The 18,472-nt window shown below is 69.9% G+C and carries 15 protein-coding genes; 11 read left to right on the top strand and 4 right to left on the bottom strand.

The genetic code is table 11. The features are described 5' to 3' along the window. Positions 1-163: 163 nt before the first annotated feature. The 4 genes from OOK38_RS08355 to OOK38_RS08340 are packed head-to-tail and all read left to right on the top strand — an operon-like array spanning position 164 to position 6,709. The gene (locus OOK38_RS08355; protein WP_266848291.1) at positions 164-1,426 is read left to right on the top strand and encodes a glycosyltransferase; all 1,263 of its coding nucleotides are present in this window, start codon (positions 164-166) and stop codon (positions 1,424-1,426) included. Continuing rightward, on the top strand, positions 1,423-3,099 hold the full coding sequence (locus OOK38_RS08350; RefSeq protein ID WP_266762188.1) for a glycosyltransferase family 39 protein: 1,677 nt from the start codon (positions 1,423-1,425) through the stop codon (positions 3,097-3,099). The genes OOK38_RS08355 and OOK38_RS08350 overlap by 4 nt, the downstream gene beginning before the upstream one ends. Further along, positions 3,096-4,301, top strand: coding sequence for a glycosyltransferase family 2 protein (locus OOK38_RS08345; protein WP_266848289.1), 1,206 nt, complete (start codon positions 3,096-3,098; stop codon positions 4,299-4,301). The genes OOK38_RS08350 and OOK38_RS08345 overlap by 4 nt, the downstream gene beginning before the upstream one ends. A gap of 35 nt (positions 4,302-4,336) precedes the next feature. Further along, positions 4,337-6,709, top strand: a complete 2,373-nt coding sequence (locus tag OOK38_RS08340) for a galactose oxidase early set domain-containing protein (protein WP_266762191.1) — start codon at positions 4,337-4,339, stop codon at positions 6,707-6,709. A 52-nt stretch (positions 6,710-6,761) separates the two neighbouring features. On the opposite strand, the gene OOK38_RS08335 is transcribed toward OOK38_RS08340, so the two are convergent. From OOK38_RS08335 to OOK38_RS08320, 4 genes are all read right to left on the bottom strand, one after another. Then, positions 6,762-7,487: a Mut7-C RNAse domain-containing protein gene (locus OOK38_RS08335; protein WP_266848287.1), complete on the bottom strand. Its 726-nt coding sequence runs from the start codon at positions 7,485-7,487 to the stop codon at positions 6,762-6,764. Between the two features lie 4 nt (positions 7,488-7,491). Continuing rightward, positions 7,492-8,154 carry a TetR/AcrR family transcriptional regulator gene (locus OOK38_RS08330; RefSeq protein ID WP_266762195.1) on the bottom strand — a complete coding sequence of 221 codons (663 nt, stop codon included), beginning with the start codon at positions 8,152-8,154 and terminating at the stop codon, positions 7,492-7,494. A 5-nt stretch (positions 8,155-8,159) separates the two neighbouring features. Then, positions 8,160-9,725, bottom strand: a complete 1,566-nt coding sequence (locus OOK38_RS08325; RefSeq protein WP_266762197.1) for an MFS transporter — start codon at positions 9,723-9,725, stop codon at positions 8,160-8,162. Positions 9,726-9,909: 184 nt separating this feature from the next. Further along, positions 9,910-10,623 carry a hemolysin III family protein gene (locus tag OOK38_RS08320; protein WP_266762199.1) on the bottom strand — a complete coding sequence of 238 codons (714 nt, stop codon included), beginning with the start codon at positions 10,621-10,623 and terminating at the stop codon, positions 9,910-9,912. Between the two features lie 323 nt (positions 10,624-10,946). On the opposite strand from OOK38_RS08320, the gene OOK38_RS08315 reads away from it, so the two are divergent. The 7 genes from OOK38_RS08315 to OOK38_RS08285 all read left to right on the top strand — a co-directional run bounded on the left by OOK38_RS08315 (position 10,947) and on the right by OOK38_RS08285 (position 18,471). Continuing rightward, on the top strand, positions 10,947-12,773 hold the full coding sequence (locus OOK38_RS08315) for a phosphoenolpyruvate carboxykinase (GTP) (RefSeq protein ID WP_266762201.1): 1,827 nt from the start codon (positions 10,947-10,949) through the stop codon (positions 12,771-12,773). A 223-nt stretch (positions 12,774-12,996) separates the two neighbouring features. Then, complete coding sequence (locus OOK38_RS08310; protein WP_323178792.1) at positions 12,997-13,983, top strand: serine/threonine-protein kinase; 987 nt, start codon at positions 12,997-12,999, stop codon at positions 13,981-13,983. Then, positions 13,970-14,434, top strand: coding sequence for a hypothetical protein (locus tag OOK38_RS08305; RefSeq protein ID WP_266762203.1), 465 nt, complete (start codon positions 13,970-13,972; stop codon positions 14,432-14,434). Before OOK38_RS08310 ends, OOK38_RS08305 begins: the two co-directional genes overlap by 14 nt. Before the next feature lie 115 nt (positions 14,435-14,549). Then, complete coding sequence (locus OOK38_RS08300) at positions 14,550-15,701, top strand: hypothetical protein (RefSeq protein ID WP_266762205.1); 1,152 nt, start codon at positions 14,550-14,552, stop codon at positions 15,699-15,701. A gap of 17 nt (positions 15,702-15,718) precedes the next feature. Then, a complete protein-coding gene (locus OOK38_RS08295; RefSeq protein ID WP_266762206.1) occupies positions 15,719-16,480 on the top strand; it encodes a hypothetical protein in 762 nt (253 codons plus the stop codon). A 27-nt stretch (positions 16,481-16,507) separates the two neighbouring features. After that, a complete protein-coding gene (locus OOK38_RS08290; protein ID WP_266762208.1) occupies positions 16,508-17,314 on the top strand; it encodes a PP2C family serine/threonine-protein phosphatase in 807 nt (268 codons plus the stop codon). Then, positions 17,311-18,471 (top strand): hypothetical protein, encoded by a 1,161-nt coding sequence (locus OOK38_RS08285; RefSeq protein ID WP_266762209.1) that lies wholly within the window; start codon positions 17,311-17,313, stop codon positions 18,469-18,471. The genes OOK38_RS08290 and OOK38_RS08285 overlap by 4 nt, the downstream gene beginning before the upstream one ends. Position 18,472: the final 1 nt, after the last annotated feature.

Raw genomic sequence — 18,472 nt, 5'->3', positions numbered from 1 at the left:
CCTAGCGTGCGGATTGTTCAGGAACTCGACCGAGTGTGATGAAACACGCTCTTCACCAGAACAACCTGTGCACTTCACAGATCGCCCATAGTCTCGCCACGGTGACGCGACAGCAGTGACGCGCTGTCGCGACTGGGGGTTTTTGGGGATCTGGGGGGATCTGTTGCTCACGTCTGTCTTCATCGCTGCCGTTTCTCTGGCGCTCTTCTGGATGGCGGCCTTCACCTTGTGGTGGCAGATGCACGCGTGGCGTACGCCCGAAGTGCTCGCTTCCACCCGCTTCAGCAGTCCGGACGGGGGTGAGAGCCTGTCCTTCTCGCTGCTGCTGCCCGCACGGCACGAGCAGGCGGTGCTCGACCACACCATCCAGCGGCTGCTGGAATCCAGCCACACCGACTTCGAGATCATCGTGATCGTGGGGCACGACGACCCGGAGACCACCGCGGTGGCCCGGAGTGCCGAGGCGCGCGATCCGCGCGTGCGTGTCGTCGTCGACCATCACGAGAAGAAGAACAAGCCGAAGGCCATGAACACGGCCCTGCCGCACTGCCGCGGCGATGTGGTCGGGGTCTTCGACGCCGAGGACCAGGTGCATCCGGAGCTGCTCGCCCACGTCGACCACGCGTTCCGCACGACGGAGGCGGACGTCGTCCAGGGCGGGGTGCAGCTCATCAACTTCCACTCCAGCTGGTACAGCCTGCGCAACTGCCTGGAGTACTTCTTCTGGTTCCGCTCGCGCCTTCATCTGCACGCGCAGAAAGGGTTCATCCCGCTCGGCGGCAACACCGTCTTCGTAAGGACGGCGGTCCTGCGGGAAGCCGACGGCTGGGACCCCAACTGCCTCGCGGAGGACTGCGATCTGGGCGTCCGGCTGTCCAGTGTCGGCAAGAAGGTCGTCGTCGCGTACGACTCCGACATGGTGACCAAGGAGGAGACGCCCGGCTCCCTGATGTCGCTGCTCAAGCAGCGCACCCGGTGGAACCAGGGCTTCCTGCAGGTCTACCGCAAGCGCGACTGGAAGCAACTGCCGGGCTTCGGGCAGCGGTTGCTCGCCCGCTACACGCTGATGACGCCGTATCTCCAGGCGGTCTCCGGTGTGATCATCCCGCTCAACGTGGCGGTCGCGCTCTTCCTCGACGTGCCCGTCGGGATCGCCTTCATCACGTTCCTGCCGGCCGTGACCGCTCTGGTCACCTTCGTCTTCGAGCTCGTCGGACTGCACGACTTCGGTAAGCAGTACGGGCTTCGCGTCCGCTTCGTGCACTACCTGAAGCTCGTCGTCGGCGGTCCCTTCTATCAGGTGCTGCTCGCGGGTGCCGCCGTACGCGCCGTCTGGCGCGAGCAACGGGGGCGCAATGACTGGGAGTTGACCAGTCATGTCGGCGCGCATCTCACCGAAGTGATCCGAGAGGACGTTCCTGCGTGACCTCCACCCTTCCCGCGGCGACCACACCCACGGTCCCCGCGCAGCGGCCTCCTGCGCCCAAAATCGTCCCGACGTCCCCTCCGGCCTCACGCTTTCGCAGCTCGCGCTCCGATCTGATCCTGTGCGCGGTGCTGCTCGCGGCGATCCTCGTCGTGCAGGGCTGGAACATCGCCGCCTACCCGACCCTCAGCGACGACGAGGGCACCTACCTCGCCCAGGCCTGGGCCGTCCAGCAGGGCAAGGGCCTGGCCCACTACACGTACTGGTACGACCATCCGCCGCTCGGCTGGATCCAGATAGCCATGCTGACCTGGATACCCGCGCACATCAGCCCCTCGCTGATGACCGTCGGCTCGATGCGCTTCGCGATGCTCGTGGTCAGCGCGGTGAGCGCGGTCCTGCTGTACGTCCTCGCGCGCCGGCTGTCGCTGCCGCGCTGGGCGGCCGGCCTCGCGATGGTCCTCTTCGGGCTCTCCCCGCTCTCGGTCGTGCTCCAGCGGGAGATCTTCCTCGACAACATCGCGGTGATGTGGACGCTGCTCGCGTTCTGCCTGGCCGCCTCGCCGAGCCGTCATCTCTGGCACCACTTCGGCGCGGGCCTCGCGGCCGCCACCGCGGTGCTGACCAAGGAGACGATGCTGGTCATCCTGCCCGCGCTGTTCATCACGATGTGGCGGCACAGCCATCGGGACACGCGCAAGTTCGCGATCACCGGCGCCGTCACCGCGTGCGTCCTGATCGGCACGGCGTACCCGCTCTTCGCCCTGCTGAAGGGTGAGTTGTTCCCGGGCGGCGGACACGTCTCGCTCTGGGAGGGCATCACCTACCAGATGAGCCGCCCCGGCTCCGGGTTCATCCTGGAGTCGGGCACCGGCTCGTACGGCGTGCTGCAGTCCTGGCTGTACTACGACCGGGTCCTGCCGCTCGGCGGACTCGCGGGCGCCCTGCTCCTCCTGGTCACCTTCCGCTGGTCGGTGACCGCGCGCGCCCTGGCCGGACCCGCGCTCACCGTGGCGATCCTCGCCGTGGTGGCCCTGCGCCCGAACGGCTACCTGCCCGCGATGTACGTCATCCAGGCCCTCCCCTTCCTCGCCCTCGTCCTCGCCGGAGGCACCGCGAGCGTCGCCCACGCGGTGCTGCGCAGACGGCGGACCGACCAGGAGAGGACGTATGTGACGTGGGGGCGCCGCGGGCTGGCGGCGGTGCTCGTGGTGGCCGCCGGCGCCTACGTGGTGCCCCACTGGTACGACGGTGATCGCACCGCCGTGACCGCCGACGCCAACGCCCCCTACCGGGCGGCCTCTTCATGGCTGAAGACCGAGGTGAAGAACCCGGAGGACACCCGGGTCCTGGTCGACGACGCGCTCTGGCTCGACCTCGTGCACAACGGCTACCGGCCGGGCCTCGGCGCCATCTGGTTCTACAAGGCAGACCTCGACCCCGCGGTCACCAAGACGATGCCGCACGGCTGGAAGGACCTCGACTACGTGGTCGCCTCCCCGACGGTACGGCGCGACGCGGTGGACCTGCCCAATGTGAAGGCCGCGATCGAGCACTCCACGGCGGTCGCCACCTTCGGCAGGGGCGAGGACCGCATCGAGATCCGGCGGATCGACGACACCACCGTCAGCACCGAGACCACCACCACGGCCCGTTCCGGAGGCAGTCGATGAGCAGCTTCGAGAGCACTGTCCCCGACGAACTCGGCGACCCGGCGGTACGCGCCACCGAGGTCCCGGAGCCCGGTGCCGTCACCATCGTCGTACCGACCTTCAATGAGTCGGCGAACATACGGGAGTTGCTGCACCAGATCACCGAGTCGGTGCCGGCGCGGCTGCCCTGCGAGGTCGTCTTCGTGGACGACTCCACGGACGACACCCCCGAGGTGATCCGCCAGGCCGCGCGGGACTGCCCGTTCCCGGTGACCGTGCTGCACCGCGAGGTGCCCGAGGGCGGGCTCGGCGGCGCGGTCGTCGAGGGGCTCAAGGCGGCGAGCTCCCAGTGGATCGTCGTGATGGACGGGGACTGCCAGCATCCGCCGTCCCTGATACCGGAGTTGGTCGCCTCGGGCGAGCGGGCGAACGCGGGCCTCGTGGTCGCCAGCCGGTACATCAAGGGCGGCAGCCGGGAAGGACTCGCGGGCGGCTACCGCATCGCCGTGTCACGGGGCGCGACCTGGCTGACCAAGACGCTCTTCCCGCGCAGGCTGCGCGGCATCAGCGACCCGATGAGCGGGTTCTTCGCGATCCGCCGCAGCGCGGTCACGGCCGAGGTCCTGCAGCCGCTCGGCTACAAGATCCTGCTCGAACTGGCCGTGCGCAGCCGTCCCCGCCAGGTCACCGAGGTGCCCTTCGTCTTCCAGGACCGTTTCGCGGGCGAGTCCAAGTCGACCGCGCAGGAGGGCTTCCGGTTCCTGCGCCACCTCGTCGGGCTGCGCACCGCCTCGCCGGTCGCCCGCATGGTGGTCTTCGGGCTGATCGGCGCCACCGGCTTCGTGCCGAACCTGCTCGGCCTGTACGCGCTCACCGCCGCCGGAGTGCACTACGTCCCGGCGGAGATCCTCGCCAACCAGCTGGGCGTGGCCTGGAACTTCCTGCTCATCGAGCATCTGCTGTTCCGCGAGCGCCGCAAGCACCGCAGCCGGTGGGACCGCGTGGGCCGGTTCGCGCTGCTCGCCAACGCCGATCTGGTGCTGCGCATCCCGCTGATCGCGCTCTTCGTCCACCGCTTCGGCATGGGTGCCCTGTCCGCCACGGCACTGGCCCTGGTGACGACCTTCGTACTGCGCTTCGTCGGGACCGAAGCGCTGGTCTATCTGCCGCGCCGCAGCAGCCAGAGCGGGCGCGGGAGCCGCACAGCGAGGAGAACCGCGTGAAATTCCGGGTGAGACCACGTCGGAGAACCGCACTGATGGCCGTGACGGGCCTGGCCGCCGGGCTGCTGCTCGTATCGCCGCAGCCCGCGTCGGCCGTCAACCTGATCACGAACCCGGGCTTCGAGACCGGTGGTACGGACGGGATGCCGTCCTGCTGGGAGAAGTCCGGCTGGGGCGACAACGACTTCAGCTTCGCCACCGTGACCGACGCCCATTCCGGCTCCAAGGCCATGAAGGTGACGCTGACCCGCCGGGTCGACGGCGACCGCAAGGCGCTGATCACCGAGTCCGCCGCGTGCGCCCCGGTGGTCACCGTGGGCAAGCAGTACGACCTCGGGCTCTACTACAAGACGACGACCCCCGACGCGGCCATCACGCTCTTCCGGCACGACACCACGGCGGGCTGGCAGTACTGGACCGACCTCAAGACCCTGGACATGGCGGCGGCCTGGACGCAGGCGACGGTGCGCACTCCGGCCGTCCCGGCGGGCACCGACCGCATCACCTGGGGCGTCTCCGTGTACGGCACGGGCTCCGCGACCACCGACGACTACACGATGGAGCAGGTCGCCGACCCCGTTCCGCCGGCCACCTGCACGGGCACGGCCGAGGAGTGCGCGAACGGGAAGTGGACGGTCCTGCCGACGCAGAACCCGGTGCGCTCCATGCACTCCGTCGTCCTCAAGAACGGCAAGGTGCTGCTGATCGCGGGTTCCGGGAACAGCGAGGAGAACTTCGACGCGGGCACGTTCACGTCGGCGGTCTACAACCCGGCGACCGGCTCGTACAAGGTGATCCCCACGCCCAAGGACATGTTCTGTGCCGGGCACGTCCAGCTCGCCGACGGGCGGGTGCTGGTGATGAGCGGCAACAAGGCCTTCCCGGTCGCGGGCGGGCACGGGTACGAGGGGTACAAGGACTCGTACATCTTCGACCCGGTCACCGAGACGTACAGCAAGACGAACGACCTGAACGACGGTCACTGGTATCCCTCGGCCACCGAGCTGGGCAACGGTGACATCATCTCGTTCGGCGGTCTGCGCGAGGACTCGTCGGGTTCGGTGACCGCCGAGCGGTGGTCGAACGCCCAGCAGCAGTGGCTGCCGCTGTGGCAGGTCAACCAGACGTGGTCGTTCTGGGGTCTGTACCCGTCGATGATCCTCATGCAGGACGGCCGGCTCTTCTACTCGGGCAGCCATGTCTTCGGCAACGGCACCCCGGGCACCGGCTCGGCGATCTACGACTACGACGCCAACACCACGACCGCGGTCCCCGGCCTGCAGAACAAGGACGAACGCGACCAGTCCGCGAGCGTGCTGCTGCCTCCCGCGCAGGACCAGAAGGTCCTGACCATCGGCGGCGGCAACATCGACTCGAACCCGGCCGCGAACCGGCTCACCGACATCATCGACCTCAAGGCCGCCAACCCGGCGTACACGGTGGGCCCGCAGATCCCGCAGGGCACGGTGGACCTCGGCAACGGCAAGGTGGCGCAGACCGGGGCCCAGGGGAAGATGTACGTCTCCGCCGTACTGCTGCCCGACGGCAAGGTCCTGGAGACGGGCGGCGGACTGCACAACCGCGCCGATCCCGTCTACGAGGCGTCGATCTTCGACCCCGCGACCTCGACCTTCGACCCGGTGACCGCCGACCCGCAGGCGCGTGGCTATCACTCCTCCGCGTTCCTGCTGCCCGACGGCCGGGTGATGGCCACCGGTGACAACCCGGGCAACGGCACCTGGAACCACAACGTGTCCATCTACACCCCGCCGTACCTCCTCAAGGGCACCCGTCCGACGATCACTTCGGTGATCGACAACGAGTGGGTGTATGGGGACACGCAGCGCATCACGGTCGACCGGCCCATCGTGAAGGCGGAGTTGATCCGGCCCGCCGCGGTGACGCACTCGTCCGACCCCAATCAGCGGTTCGTGGACCTGCCGCTGAGCGTGGACGGCAACAACGTCGACCTCAATGTGACCAGCAACCCCAACATGGCGCCGCCCGGCTGGTACATGCTCTTCGCGGTCGACGCCAACGGCGTTCCCTCGGTGGCCAAGTGGGTGCATCTCCAGGGGCCGTCCGCGCTCGCCGGGGACACCGCCTCGGCACATGTCCACTCCTTCGCCGACTCCCTGGAGGGCACCGTCACGGAACCGGGCAAGAAGCGGGCCTCCCAGAAGGTGTCCACCACCATCTCCGGCTGCGACCGCCACTACGGCACGATCAACGTCTGTGTGCCGACGGTCTTCCCGGACGGGGTGAAGAAGACGACGGCCTCCCGCTGCGCGTGGCTGAAGAAGAACGACTACGGGCGGCTGCGGATCAACGGAAAGGACGATCCGCTCGGACTCGATCCCAGCAAGGACGGACTGGCCTGCGGCAAAAAGGATCTGATCAAGCGTTAGGTCCGGAGTCGGGCTGTGGGCCGGGGGCGAGCGAACCCCGGCCGGCGGCCCGTCAGGTCCCGAACTCCGCGAGGGCGCGCTCCACGACGGCTTCCAGCCGGTCGTGGTGCGCGCCCTTCCAGTAGGCGCGCCCGCACTCCGCGCACTGGGCGAAGACGTCGTACGACCGCTCGGTGCCGCTCTCCAGCTGGTCCGCGACCTGCTCCTTGGTGGCCTTCCCGAGCAGACCGTTGCACGCGGTGCAGCGCGTCCAGGGTTTCAGCTCGGGTGCGAACCGGCCCAGTATGTCGCGGAGTTGGTCGTCGGGGTGGGTGCTGTAGACGAAGCCGCCCGCCCACAGTTCACGGCGTCGCAGCAGTCCGCGGTCGCGGCTGAGCAGCACGCGCCGCTCGGCCGCCGAACGGGCGGCGAGAGCCGGGTCGCCGATGTCGGTGGACTCGTACGCCGTGTCCACGCCGAGCAGGCGCATACGGCGGGCGAGGGTGCCGAGATGGACGTCGAGGAGGAAGCGCAGCGGTGCGCCGAGGACCCGTTGCGGGCGTTCGACCGGGCGGACCCGCACGGACTCGCCCGCGGCCGGGATGTGCGAGAAGGGCACCTCACGCCCGTCCACGACCAGGGCGCCGACCTCGGTCAGCGGAACGCCGAGCGACTCGACGACATGACCGAGCGTGGAGGAGCCGTCGGTGCCGACGGGGGTGACTCCCGCGCGGCGGGCGTGCGGGACGAACAGCCCCAGTTCGGGGGCGAATTCGATGTGGATCTCCGGTCCGTTCACGCGGTCAGGATGTCACGCGGGGCGCACCCGGGGCCTCCGGGTTTCCCGGCGGGAGGCCGTGCTCCAGGACGTTCACGGCGCGCTCGACAAGGCCGGCGAAGTCGTCCTGGTGGCCGTTCTCGGCCCAGTACAGGGAGGTCTCCATCAGCCCGCCGATCAGGGACATCGCGAAGACGCGGACCTCCAGGCTGTCCGGGTCCCGGCCGACGCGCTCCCCGATGGCCCGGCTCAGCAGCCGCCCCGTGACGGACGCGCTCTCCATCATCCGGGAACGCACCGCGGGGACCTCGACCATCAGCCGTGTCCGGAGCCGGCTGACCTCGGGGTCCTCGGAGTCGTTGAGGCCGATGGCCTTGCCGAGCACATGGCGCAGGGAGTCGAACCACGGCTCGTCCGCGGGGCGCTCCCGCAGTTCCTGTTCCAGGAGCGGGTCGTACTCGTCCGTGAGGACGATGTCCTCCTTGGTCGGGAAGTAGCGGAACACCGTGGACGGGGAGACCTCGGCCGCCTCCGCGATCTGCTCGATCGTCGTCGCGTCGTACCCCTGCTCCCCGATCAGCCGGTACGTGGCCTCGCGGATCGCGATGCGGGTCTTGATCTTCTTCCGCTCGCGGAGCCCGGGCTGGGGCTCCGCGGCGGGAGTGGAACTCTGTGCGGTGGCGGCCATGGTCCTCATTGTCCGGCATCCGCCGGGGCCGGGGCCATGTCGGTGTCCTCCTCCGGTGCGGGGGCGGATTGCCGGGGGCTCGGCAGCAGGGCCGCCGCCAGCAGGGCGGTGACCAGGGCCGCGATCCCGCTGACCAGCAGGACCAGGTCCATGCCGTGGATGTAGGCGGCGTTCGCGGAGGCGGCGAGGGCGGGGTCGCCGAGCCGGCCGGCGACGACCTGGGCGCCGACCACCGAGTCGGTGGCGACGTCCGCGGCGGCGTGCGGCAGCGCGGAGGTGTCGAGGCGGTCGGCGTAGGTGCTCGCCAGCAGGGAGCCGAGCAGGGCGATGCCGATCGCGCTGCCCACCTGGCGCACCGTCATCAGCAGTCCGGAGCCGCTGCCGGCCCGGTCGCGGGGGAGCGCGCCGAGGGCGGCGGACATCGCGGGCACCACGGCGAAGCCGAAGCCGAGCCCGGCGATGGACAGCCACAGTGCGGTGACGCCGTACCCGTCGTCGACGGTCGTACGGCTGCCGAGGAACGCGGCGAAGGAGAGGACGACGAGACCCGCGCTGATCACCGCGCGCGCCCCGAACCGGGCGAGCAGCGGCTGAGCGCCCCTGGAGGCGATCAGCAGCCCGCCCATCATCGGCAGCATCCGTACGCCGGTCGCGAGCGCGTCGTGTCCGAGCACCGCCTGGAGGTACTGCGGCAGCACGAACATCAGGCCGGACAGGACGAACATGACGAGCGTCGCGGCGAGCGTGTTGAGCAGGAAGCCGCGCTGGGCGAGCAGGGAGAGATCCAGCATCGGGCGGGGGCTGCGGCGTTCGCGGACGACGAGCAGCGCGATCAGGGCGACGGCGGCGGCGAAGCAGCCGAGGACGAGCGGGTCGCCCCAGCCGCGGGTCGGGGCCTCGATGATGGCGTAGATCAGGACGCTGAGGCCGACCGCGGTGAGCGCGGTGGAGACGGCGTCGACCTTGGGAGACGCGGGGTCCCGGGTCTCGGGGAGCAGGAAGACGCAGGCGGTGACGCCGATGGCGGCCATCGGCACGTTGACCAGGAAGACCGAGCCCCACCAGAAGTGGTCCAGCAGCCAGCCGCCGATGATCGGGCCCAGCGGCAGGCCGAGCGCCGAGGCGGCGGAGACGGCTCCGACCGCCTTGGTGCGCTCGTCGGGTCCGAACAGCGAGGGAAGGACGGCGAGCGCGAGCGGCATCACCAGCGCGCCGCCGACCCCCATCAGGGCGCGGGCGGCGATCACCCAGGTGACGTCGTCGACGAGGGCGCCCACCAGGGAGCCGGCGAGGAAGACGCCGAGGCCGGTGATGAGCATGCGGCGCCGTCCGAAGCGGTCGCCGAGCAGGCCCGCCGGGAGCATCAGCGAGGCGAAGACGACGACGTACGCGTCCGCCATCCACTGCTGCTCCCCGGTGGACGCGCCCAGGTCCCGGGCCATCGTCGGCAGCGCCACATTGAGGATCGTCATGTCGAAGCCGAGGACGAGCATGCTCGCGACCAGGGCCCCGAGGGCCCACCAGCGGCGTGGGTCGAGCCGTACGGCGTCGTCGTGCGTGGAAGTCTCCATGAATTGAGAGTAACTCTCAAAAGATGGGTACTGTCAATCCAAAGGGGCTCTCAGTTCCTTTGAAGGGGGCGCGGGAGTACCGGAGCGCGGGAGGGGAGCGGGGGAGGGGTGCTTCGTCGTGCCCGGAAACGCTCAGTGGCCGCGGCTTGGGAGCCGCGGCCACTGAAGAAGAGGAGGAGGGGGATCAGCCGTGCTGGTAGGCCACCAGCGAGATGCCGACGTAGTGCACGATGAACGCCGCGAGGGTCAGGGAGTGGAAGACCTCGTGGAATCCGAACCAGCGCGGTGACGGGTTGGGGCGCTTGATCCCGTAGATCACTCCGCCCGCGCTGTAGAGCAGACCGCCGACGATCACCAGGACGAGGACGGCGATGCCTCCGGTCCGCATGAAGTCGGGCAGGAAGAAGACGGCCGCCCAGCCCATCGCGATGTAGCAGGGGGTGTAGAGCCAGCGCGGGGCGCCGACCCAGAACACCCGGAAGATGATGCCCGCCGCCGCGGCGGCCCAGATGCTCCACAGGAGCCACTGCCCCTTGGCCTCGGGCAGCAGCAGCATGGTCAGCGGCGTGTAGGTGCCGGCGATGATCAGGAAGATGTTCGCGTGGTCGAGCCGGCGCAGGACGCCGTCCATCCGCGGGCTCCAGTTGCCGCGGTGGTAGAGAGCGCTCACCCCGAACAGAAGGCAGGCCGTCAGGGCGAAGATTCCGCAGGCGATGCGGCCGCGGGTCGAGGTCGCCAGCGCGGTGAGGATCAGTCCGGAGACGAGGGCGGCCGGGAACATGCCGAGGTGCAGCCAGCCGCGGAGCTTGGGCTTGATCTCTTCCGACAGGGAGTGCGCGACAGACGCGGGGCCGGCGGCCGGCGTGTCCGTGGGCGCGTCGGGGACGGACGCAGTCATGGGCCGAATCGTACCTACGGAACCGTAAGTTACGTGTCAATCCCGCATAAGTGAACCGCAATAGTGGCCATGATCTCACGCGGGTGGCCGGGTGTCGCGGGGGTACTCGCGGTGAACCCGGAGCGAGCGGGGGAAACCTGCCGGCAAGTGGCGATGCTCACTCCGCTCAGGTGTGAGGCCCTCTGGACATATGCGCGGCTCAGTCGGATCATCAAATGAGTGCGGTCGGCACCGGATGAGCGCCAGGGGTTCCATCACCGTGAAGCATCCGGGTCGCAGCCCCCACGGGGCACCAAAACAAAAACCCTCATTTAGGAGCAATCGTGGCGCGCGACATCGCGGCTCCCGTCCCGACCAACCACAAGGACCTGATCTCGTGGGTCAACGAGATCGCCGAACTGACCCAGCCGGACAGCGTGGTCTGGTGTGACGGATCCGAGGCCGAGTACGAGCGACTGAGCGAGGAGCTCGTCCGCAAGGGCACCTTCAAGAAGCTCGACCCGATCAAGCGCCCCAACTCGTACTACGCCGCTTCCGACCCGACCGATGTCGCGCGGGTCGAGGACCGGACGTTCATCTGCTCCGAGAAGGAAGAGGACGCGGGCCCGACCAACCACTGGAAGGCCCCCGCCGAGATGCGGGAGATATTCCAGGGCCAGGGCGGCGAGGGCGGCGTGTTCCGCGGCTCGATGAAGGGCCGGACGATGTACGTCGTCCCGTTCTGCATGGGCCCGCTCGGCTCGGACCTCTCCGCGATCGGCGTCGAGATCACCGACTCCGCCTACGTCGCCGTGTCCATGCGCACCATGACCCGCATGGGACAGCCCGTCCTGGACGAGCTCGGCAACGACGGCTTCTTCGTGCGTGCAGTGCACACGCTCGGAGCGCCGCTGGCCGAGGGCGAGGCGGACGTGCCGTGGCCGTGCAACTCCACGAAGTACATCTCGCACTTCCCGGAGACCCGCGAGATCTGGTCGTACGGCTCCGGCTACGGCGGCAACGCGCTCCTCGGCAAGAAGTGCTACGCCCTGCGTATCGCGTCCGTGATGGCGCGCGACGAGGGCTGGCTCGCCGAGCACATGCTGATCCTCAAACTGACGCCGCCGCAGGGCGAGTCGAAGTACGTCGCCGCCGCCTTCCCGAGCGCCTGCGGCAAGACGAACCTCGCGATGCTGGAGCCCACGGTCTCCGGCTGGACGGTCGAGACGATCGGCGACGACATCGCCTGGATGCGGTTCGGCGAGGACGGCCAGCTCTACGCGATCAACCCCGAGGCCGGCTTCTTCGGCGTCGCGCCCGGCACCGGTGAGCACACCAACGCCAACGCGATGAAGACGCTGTGGGGCAACTCCGTCTTCACCAACGTCGCGCTCACCGACGACAACGACATCTGGTGGGAGGGCATGACGGAGGAGACTCCGGCACACCTGACCGACTGGAAGGGCAACGACTGGACGCCGGAGTCCACCGCGCCCGCGGCGCACCCCAACGCCCGCTTCACGGTGCCCGCCTCGCAGTGCCCGATCATCGCGCCCGAGTGGGAGGACCCCAGGGGCGTGCCGATCTCGGCGATCCTCTTCGGCGGCCGCCGCGCCACGGCCGTGCCGCTGGTGACGGAGTCCTTCGACTGGAACCACGGTGTCTTCCTCGGCGCGAACGTCGCCTCCGAGAAGACCGCCGCGGCCGAGGGCAAGGTCGGCGAGCTGCGTCGCGACCCCTTCGCCATGCTGCCGTTCTGCGGCTACAACATGGGCGACTACATGGGCCACTGGGTCGACGTCGCCAAGGACAAGGACCAGGCGAAGCTCCCGAAGATCTACTACGTGAACTGGTTCCGCAAGAACGACGAGGGCAAGTTCGTGTGGCCCGGCTTCGGCGAGAACAGCCGCGTCCTGAAGTGGATCGTCGAGCGCCTCGACGGCAAGGCCGAGGGCGTCGAGACCCCGATCGGCGTCCTGCCGACCCGGGAGTCCCTCGACACCGACGGTCTCGAACTGGCCGACTCCGACCTCGACTTCCTGCTCACGGTCGACAAGGAGGTCTGGCGCGAGGAGGCCGCCCTGGTCCCCGAGCACCTCAACACCTTCGGCGAGCACACGCCCAAGGAACTGTGGGACGAGTACCGCGCGCTGGTGCAGCGCCTGGGCTGACGCCCCCTGTGGCTCCGCGGCCGATCTGAGTTGCCCTGACCTGCGACCGTTGCGGAGGTCGGCCGCGGTGACAGCACCCCGCCGGGGTCCCGCGCACATCTGTGCGGGACCCCGGCTTTTTTCGTCCCCTCCGCCCCTGCCCGTGCCGGAACGGCTGAAAAAGCGGGGATTTCGCGGGACACTCCTGACATCCTGCAGTGAGCCCCGAAATGAGGTGGGCGGGGTGCGCACGCCTGTCAGTGACCCCATGAAGATCGGTCCGTACCGCATCGTGGGGCGGCTCGGTTCCGGCGGCATGGGATGGGTGTATCTCGGCCGCTCGCCCTCCGGGCGCGAGGTGGCGGTGAAGGTGGTGCGGCCCGAACTCGCGGCGGAGGGCGAGTTCCGGGAGCGCTTCGCGCGCGAGGTCGCGGCGGCACGCGTGGTCAGCGGCGCGTACACCGCGGCCGTCGTCGACGCCGACACCGAGGCCGAACTGCCCTGGCTGGCCACCCTGTACGTGCCCGGCCCCTCGCTCGCCGAGGCGGTCCACACCGACGGGCCCCTGCCCGAGCCGCAGGTACGGCGGCTCGGCGCCGGCCTCGTCGAGGCGCTCCAGGCCATCCACGCCGCACGCGTGGTGCACCGTGATCTCAAACCGGCGAACGTGCTCCTCGCCTCCGACGGGCCGCGCGTCATCGACTTCGGGATCTCCCGTGTCGACGGCGCCCCCGGTCTCACCCAGGTCGGCGTCGTCGTCGGAACTCCGCCCTTCATGTCGCCCGAGCAGATCAAGGGAGCCGCGGTGGGCCCGCCCAGCGACGTCTTCTCCCTCGGCGGGGTCCTCGTGTACGCCCTCACCGGGCGCCCTCCGCACGGCAGCGGAGAGGCCGTTCGCTACCGGGTCGTCCTCGCCGAACCCGAACTCGACGGCATATCCGGGCCGATGCGGGAGCTGGTCGCGCGCTGCCTGGCCAAGCGGGCCGAGGACCGGCCCCAACTGGACGATCTCCTGGACGGGTTGCTGGAGCAGGAGCCCCGGCAGGCCCTCTGGCCGCCGCCCACGGTGGCCCACAGCATCAAGGCGCGCACCCAGGACCTGATGAAGCGCCGCAAGGAGAGCAGCAGCGTGTCCGTACCCTCTTGTCTGCTGTCGCACGCCCAGGCGCTGCTCGACGCCGGCCTGACCGATGCGATGGTCGCCGAGGCGGTGGGCCGTGGCGACGCCTGAGTCCCTTTCCGGCCGCGGCCACGAGATCCTGGAAATCGGCACGCACTGGCGGCAGCTGGTGCAGAACTGGGTGGCCAGACGGAATTACCACACCGCGACCGACACCGTTTCCGTCTCCATGCAATTCGACCTGGAGGAAACGGGCCGGATGGTCACCGTGCGATTCATGACGACCAAGAGACTGCTTGTCGCCTTCGCGACCGACGGGCATTTTCTGCGCCGGGACCAACTCGCCGTCGCCGCGGCCGCGTCGAACGCATGGAATACCGAACAACTGAACCCCATGTTGTCCGTGTGGGACGTACGGGGTCCGCGCCCTTGTCTCGCAGGGGTGTGCGACCTTCCCCTCACCTGTCGCATGACGCAAACGGATTTCGATGCTTTGGCCAGCGATTGGGTGGAACGGGCGAAACAGATGTTCACCCGCTGCCATCAGGTGTTCGAGTTGTAGAAGATATGCCTGTTGCGTGACTCAAACCCTTCCGGACGCCCGCCGGTTTCCGCCACTATGGGCGAGTGCCTTTCAGGGCCACGGGGGTGTTTCTTTGGGCCACGGGGGGTTTTCGATGCGGCGTCGGCTTTTCTTCACCGTGCTTTCCGGACTGCTGGCCGCACTCGCTCCGGCGGGCTCGGCGGCGGCCGCCGAGCCGTGCGGCGTGCACTTCGACCAGCGGCTCCAGTGCTGGTCCCGGTCGATCGGCGAGGGGACGGTTCACGTCACCCTCGACCAGGAGGTGCCCTTCGACGGTGCTGCCGAGGACCGCGAGCGGTTCGAGAAGGCACTGCTGGCGCGGCGCCAGGGACTCGTGGTCGAGGTGCCCCGAGGCGGCCGCACCGGAGAGGGCGGAACGGCACTCCTCATGCTGGCGGAGCCGAAGGCGAGGCTCGTCGCGGAGGACGCCGTCATCGACCCGCTGGCACCGAAAACCCTGGACGAGCTGGACACCGTCGGGGTGTGCCGATCCAAGGACGGCAAGGAACTCTGCGCCCCGCTCCGCGAGAGCCGCTCCCTGAAGGGCCGCGACCTCATCGCCGCGAGCCTGGCCGTCGACCTCTCCCGGCACACGTACACCGTCTCCGCCCAGGACCCGCCGCCCGTCCCGCCGAATCCCACCGGGACCTCCCCGTCCGGCAAGACCGGCCAGGACGGCGAGACAAGCAAGGACGGCAGGAACGGCCGGAACACAGAGCCGGGGAAAGTCGTCAACCCCGGGTCGGAACCCGGCTCCGACCCGGTCGCCGATTCCGGCTGGGACACCGCCACCCAGGTGCTCGCCGTCCTCTGCGCCGTACTCGTCCTCCTCCTCGGACTGCTCCTCTTCCTGATCCGCCGTTCCTCCCACGCCGTCGGCACCCTGTCCCGGCGCGCGCTCGCCGCGCCGGGCGTCGGCGCCGTACCGACCGTCGCGGCGCCGCGCACCCGGGCGCCCGACGAGGCCACCACCCGTCTCAGGGTCACGCCGACGCCCCGCCACGGACGGCGGGTCGGCAACGTACCGGGACCCGTCAGGGCCGCCGTCGTCCGCACCGAACTGCACCCGCAGGGCTATGTCGAGGTCGACCACGTGCTGTACCGGGCGGTGTGGGCCGAGCCGGGACGCCCGCCGCCCGCACCCGGCGGACTCGTCGACGTCACCGACGCACGGGAACGGGACTCCGACGTCCTCTACGCGTTTCCGCCGACCACCGGACGGCACGCCAAAGCCGGCCGGCCCTGAGACCAGGAGAGATCCCCATGCACAGCGAATACCCGCCCACCCTGCCGGCGGAGTACGCCGACATCGAGTTCGAGAACAACGCCCAGCGGCTGCCGCTCGTGCTCTGTCTCGACATCTCGAGCTCCATGGCGGGTCAGCCCATCCAGACGCTCAACAACGCGCTCGCCGAGTGGACCCGGGAACTGCACGACGACGTCAGCCTCAGCTACAGCGTCGAGGTCGCCGTGGTCACCTTCGGCGGCAACGGCGTCGCGGCCTGGCGCGGGCCCCAGCTCCTCGCCCCGCGTGCCCCGGTGAGCCCCTTCGTGCCCGCGCACATGTTCCAGCCGCCGCGGCTCGCCGCCGCCGGCGTCACCCTGATGACCGAGGCCCTCGAACTGTCCATGCACATCGTCGCCGCCCGCAAGGCCGAGCTGCGCGCCTCCGGACTCCAGTACTACCGGCCGCAGATCTGCCTGGTCACCGACGGACTGCCGACCGACGCCACCGGCCATCTCACCGACACCTGGCACCGGTTGATCCCGGTGCTCGCGGACGAGCAGCGGGCCCGCCGCTTCCGGCTGTACGCGATCGGCGTCGGCGGGATCACGGACAGGGGCGAGCAGGTGCTCCAGGCGTTCGCGCCGAAGTTCAACGCCCGGCTCCAGGGATTCCCGTTCCGCGAGCTGCTCCAGATGATGTCCGCGAGTGCCAACGCCGAACAGAAGGGCGCGGGCGACGAGGTCTTCGAGAAGATCTTCAGCCAGTTCAAGACGCAGCGCCCGGCCTGGGAATCGTGACCGATGACCGGATGGGATTCCTGACTGATGACCGGAGTCGACGAGCGGGAGACGCCGTGGCGGATCCACGGCATGAGTGTCGAGGGCTACCGGCACCGCCGCCAGGGGCTGCCCTGCCAGGACGCCTGCGCGTACGCGGTGACCGCGTCCGTGGCGGTCCTCGCGGTCGCGGACGGCGCGGGCAGCAGACCGCGCTCCGAGGAGGGCTCGCGCCTCGCGGTCGAGCTGGCCGCCGAGCACTTCGCGCGCCGGGCCGCCACCGCGGCGGACCGCCGTCCCGGCGAGGCCGTGCACGAGCTGCTGGAGGACGCCTTCCACGACGTCTGCAAGGTGTTCCTGGACCGGACGGGTGCCGACGCGGCGGACTTCGCGACCACGCTCACCGTGGTCGTGCTCGCGCGGGGCTGGCTCGGCCATCTGACCGTGGGCGACGGCTTCGTCGTCCTGCGGGCCGGTACGGAGGACGGTGAGCGGCAGTTCCATCTGCTGCCGCAGCCGGCGGCGGTCAGCGAGTACAGCAACGAGACGGTCTTCCTGACGTCGCCGGACGCGGCCCGCTGGGTGCACACCGACTGTGTGTCCGACGAGGGGATCGACGGGGTGCTGCTGTCCACCGACGGACTGGCGCAGGCCGCGCTGAACCGTTCCGGAGGCGGCGCGCTGTCCCCGAACGCGTCGTTCGCGGAGGCCGTCTTCCGCTCCCTCGACGTCCCCGGTCCGGTGAGCGAGACCGCCCACGAGGGCCTCGCGACCCTGCTCCGGTCGGACCGGCTCACCGCCCTCAACGCCGACGACAAGACCCTGCTGCGGGCCGTGCTCAAGGCGCGCCCATGAGCGGCCTCACCGTGTTCCTGGACGGCAAGCAGGTCACCCTCGCCGAGCTGCCCCTCAAGGGCGGCGGCCAGGCGGCCGTCTTCCCCGTCGTCGGCGACGACGGCATCGTCGTCAAGCTGTACCGCGAACCCCCGGGCCCCGAGCAGGAGCGCCGGCTGACGCGGATGCTGACCATGTCCCCGCTCGCGGCCCGCCCCACCGACGCCTCCCAGCCGCCCGAACTGGCCTGGCCGACCGCCCTCGCCCGCGGCGCCCAGGGCGAGTTCCTCGGCTACGCCATGCGCCGCTTCGGCGAGCCCCAGCACGTCCAGCTGATCGGCCTGTTCACCCGGGCCCAGCGCCTCAAGCTCTTCGCCGACCGGGCGGACTGGCGCTTTCTGCTCGGCGTCGCCTGGAACCTTGCCTTCATGACCGCCCGCATGCACTACGACAACCTCGTCATCGGCGACTTCTCCAGCAGCAACGTCGTCGTCGACGCCAACGGCTTCGTCACCTTCCTCGACTGCGACTCCATCGCCTTCGACGACCCGGTGACCGGGGAACTCTTCCCCTGCCTGATGCACACCACCGACTACTCGTCCCCCGAGCGGCAGGCCGGCGGCCCCGCCACCCGCGCCACCGACGACTTCGCCCTCGCGGTCCTCGTCTACCAGCTGCTGACCGCGGGCAACCACCCCTTCGGCGGCGTCCCGCACGACAGCGCCTCCGAGTCGACGGTCAAGGACAACATCGCCGCCAGCTGTTCGTTCGTCGTGCGCCCCGAGCGGGTGGTCATCCCGCGCGGCACCATCGACCCCTCCGTACTCCCGCCCGAACTCCTCGCCCTGGCCCGCTCCGCCTTCGGCCCCGGCGTGCACGACCCCGCCACCCGGCCCCCCGCCGAGGCGTGGCTGCGCGCCCTGGACAAGGAGCGCGCGCTCGTACGGGTCTGCCCGGGCCGCCCGCTGCACGCGTTCGGCTCTCATCTGACCGCGTGCCCCTGGTGCACCCGGGCGGCGCTCACCGGGCACGACGTGTTCAACGGGCCCGCCGCGGTGCCGGCGCAGGGGGCGCCGCCGCAGCCACCGACGCCGGGTGAGCCCTGGCCCGCGGCGCTGAAGGTGGCGCTGCTCGTCCTGGTGGTCGTGATCCTGGTGGTGATCGCGGCGAGCGCGTGAT

Origin of the sequence: Streptomyces sp. NBC_00568 (assembly GCF_026341855.1) — a bacterium.
Classification (GTDB): domain Bacteria; phylum Actinomycetota; class Actinomycetes; order Streptomycetales; family Streptomycetaceae; genus Streptomyces.
This window is presented reverse-complemented; position numbering and strand designations above follow the sequence as displayed.

Coding starts and splice junctions, on each gene's coding strand:
- OOK38_RS08320 (WP_266762199.1), bottom strand. CDS start 10,623: ATGACTGCGTCCGTCCCCGACGCGCCCACGGACACGCCGGCCGCCGGC.
- OOK38_RS08325 (WP_266762197.1), bottom strand. CDS start 9,725: ATGGAGACTTCCACGCACGACGACGCCGTACGGCTCGACCCACGCCGC.
- OOK38_RS08300 (WP_266762205.1), top strand. CDS start 14,550: ATGCGGCGTCGGCTTTTCTTCACCGTGCTTTCCGGACTGCTGGCCGCA.
- OOK38_RS08345 (WP_266848289.1), top strand. CDS start 3,096: ATGAGCAGCTTCGAGAGCACTGTCCCCGACGAACTCGGCGACCCGGCG.
- OOK38_RS08290 (WP_266762208.1), top strand. CDS start 16,508: ATGACCGGAGTCGACGAGCGGGAGACGCCGTGGCGGATCCACGGCATG.
- OOK38_RS08330 (WP_266762195.1), bottom strand. CDS start 8,154: ATGGCCGCCACCGCACAGAGTTCCACTCCCGCCGCGGAGCCCCAGCCC.
- OOK38_RS08285 (WP_266762209.1), top strand. CDS start 17,311: ATGAGCGGCCTCACCGTGTTCCTGGACGGCAAGCAGGTCACCCTCGCC.
- OOK38_RS08340 (WP_266762191.1), top strand. CDS start 4,337: ATGGCCGTGACGGGCCTGGCCGCCGGGCTGCTGCTCGTATCGCCGCAG.
- OOK38_RS08295 (WP_266762206.1), top strand. CDS start 15,719: ATGCACAGCGAATACCCGCCCACCCTGCCGGCGGAGTACGCCGACATC.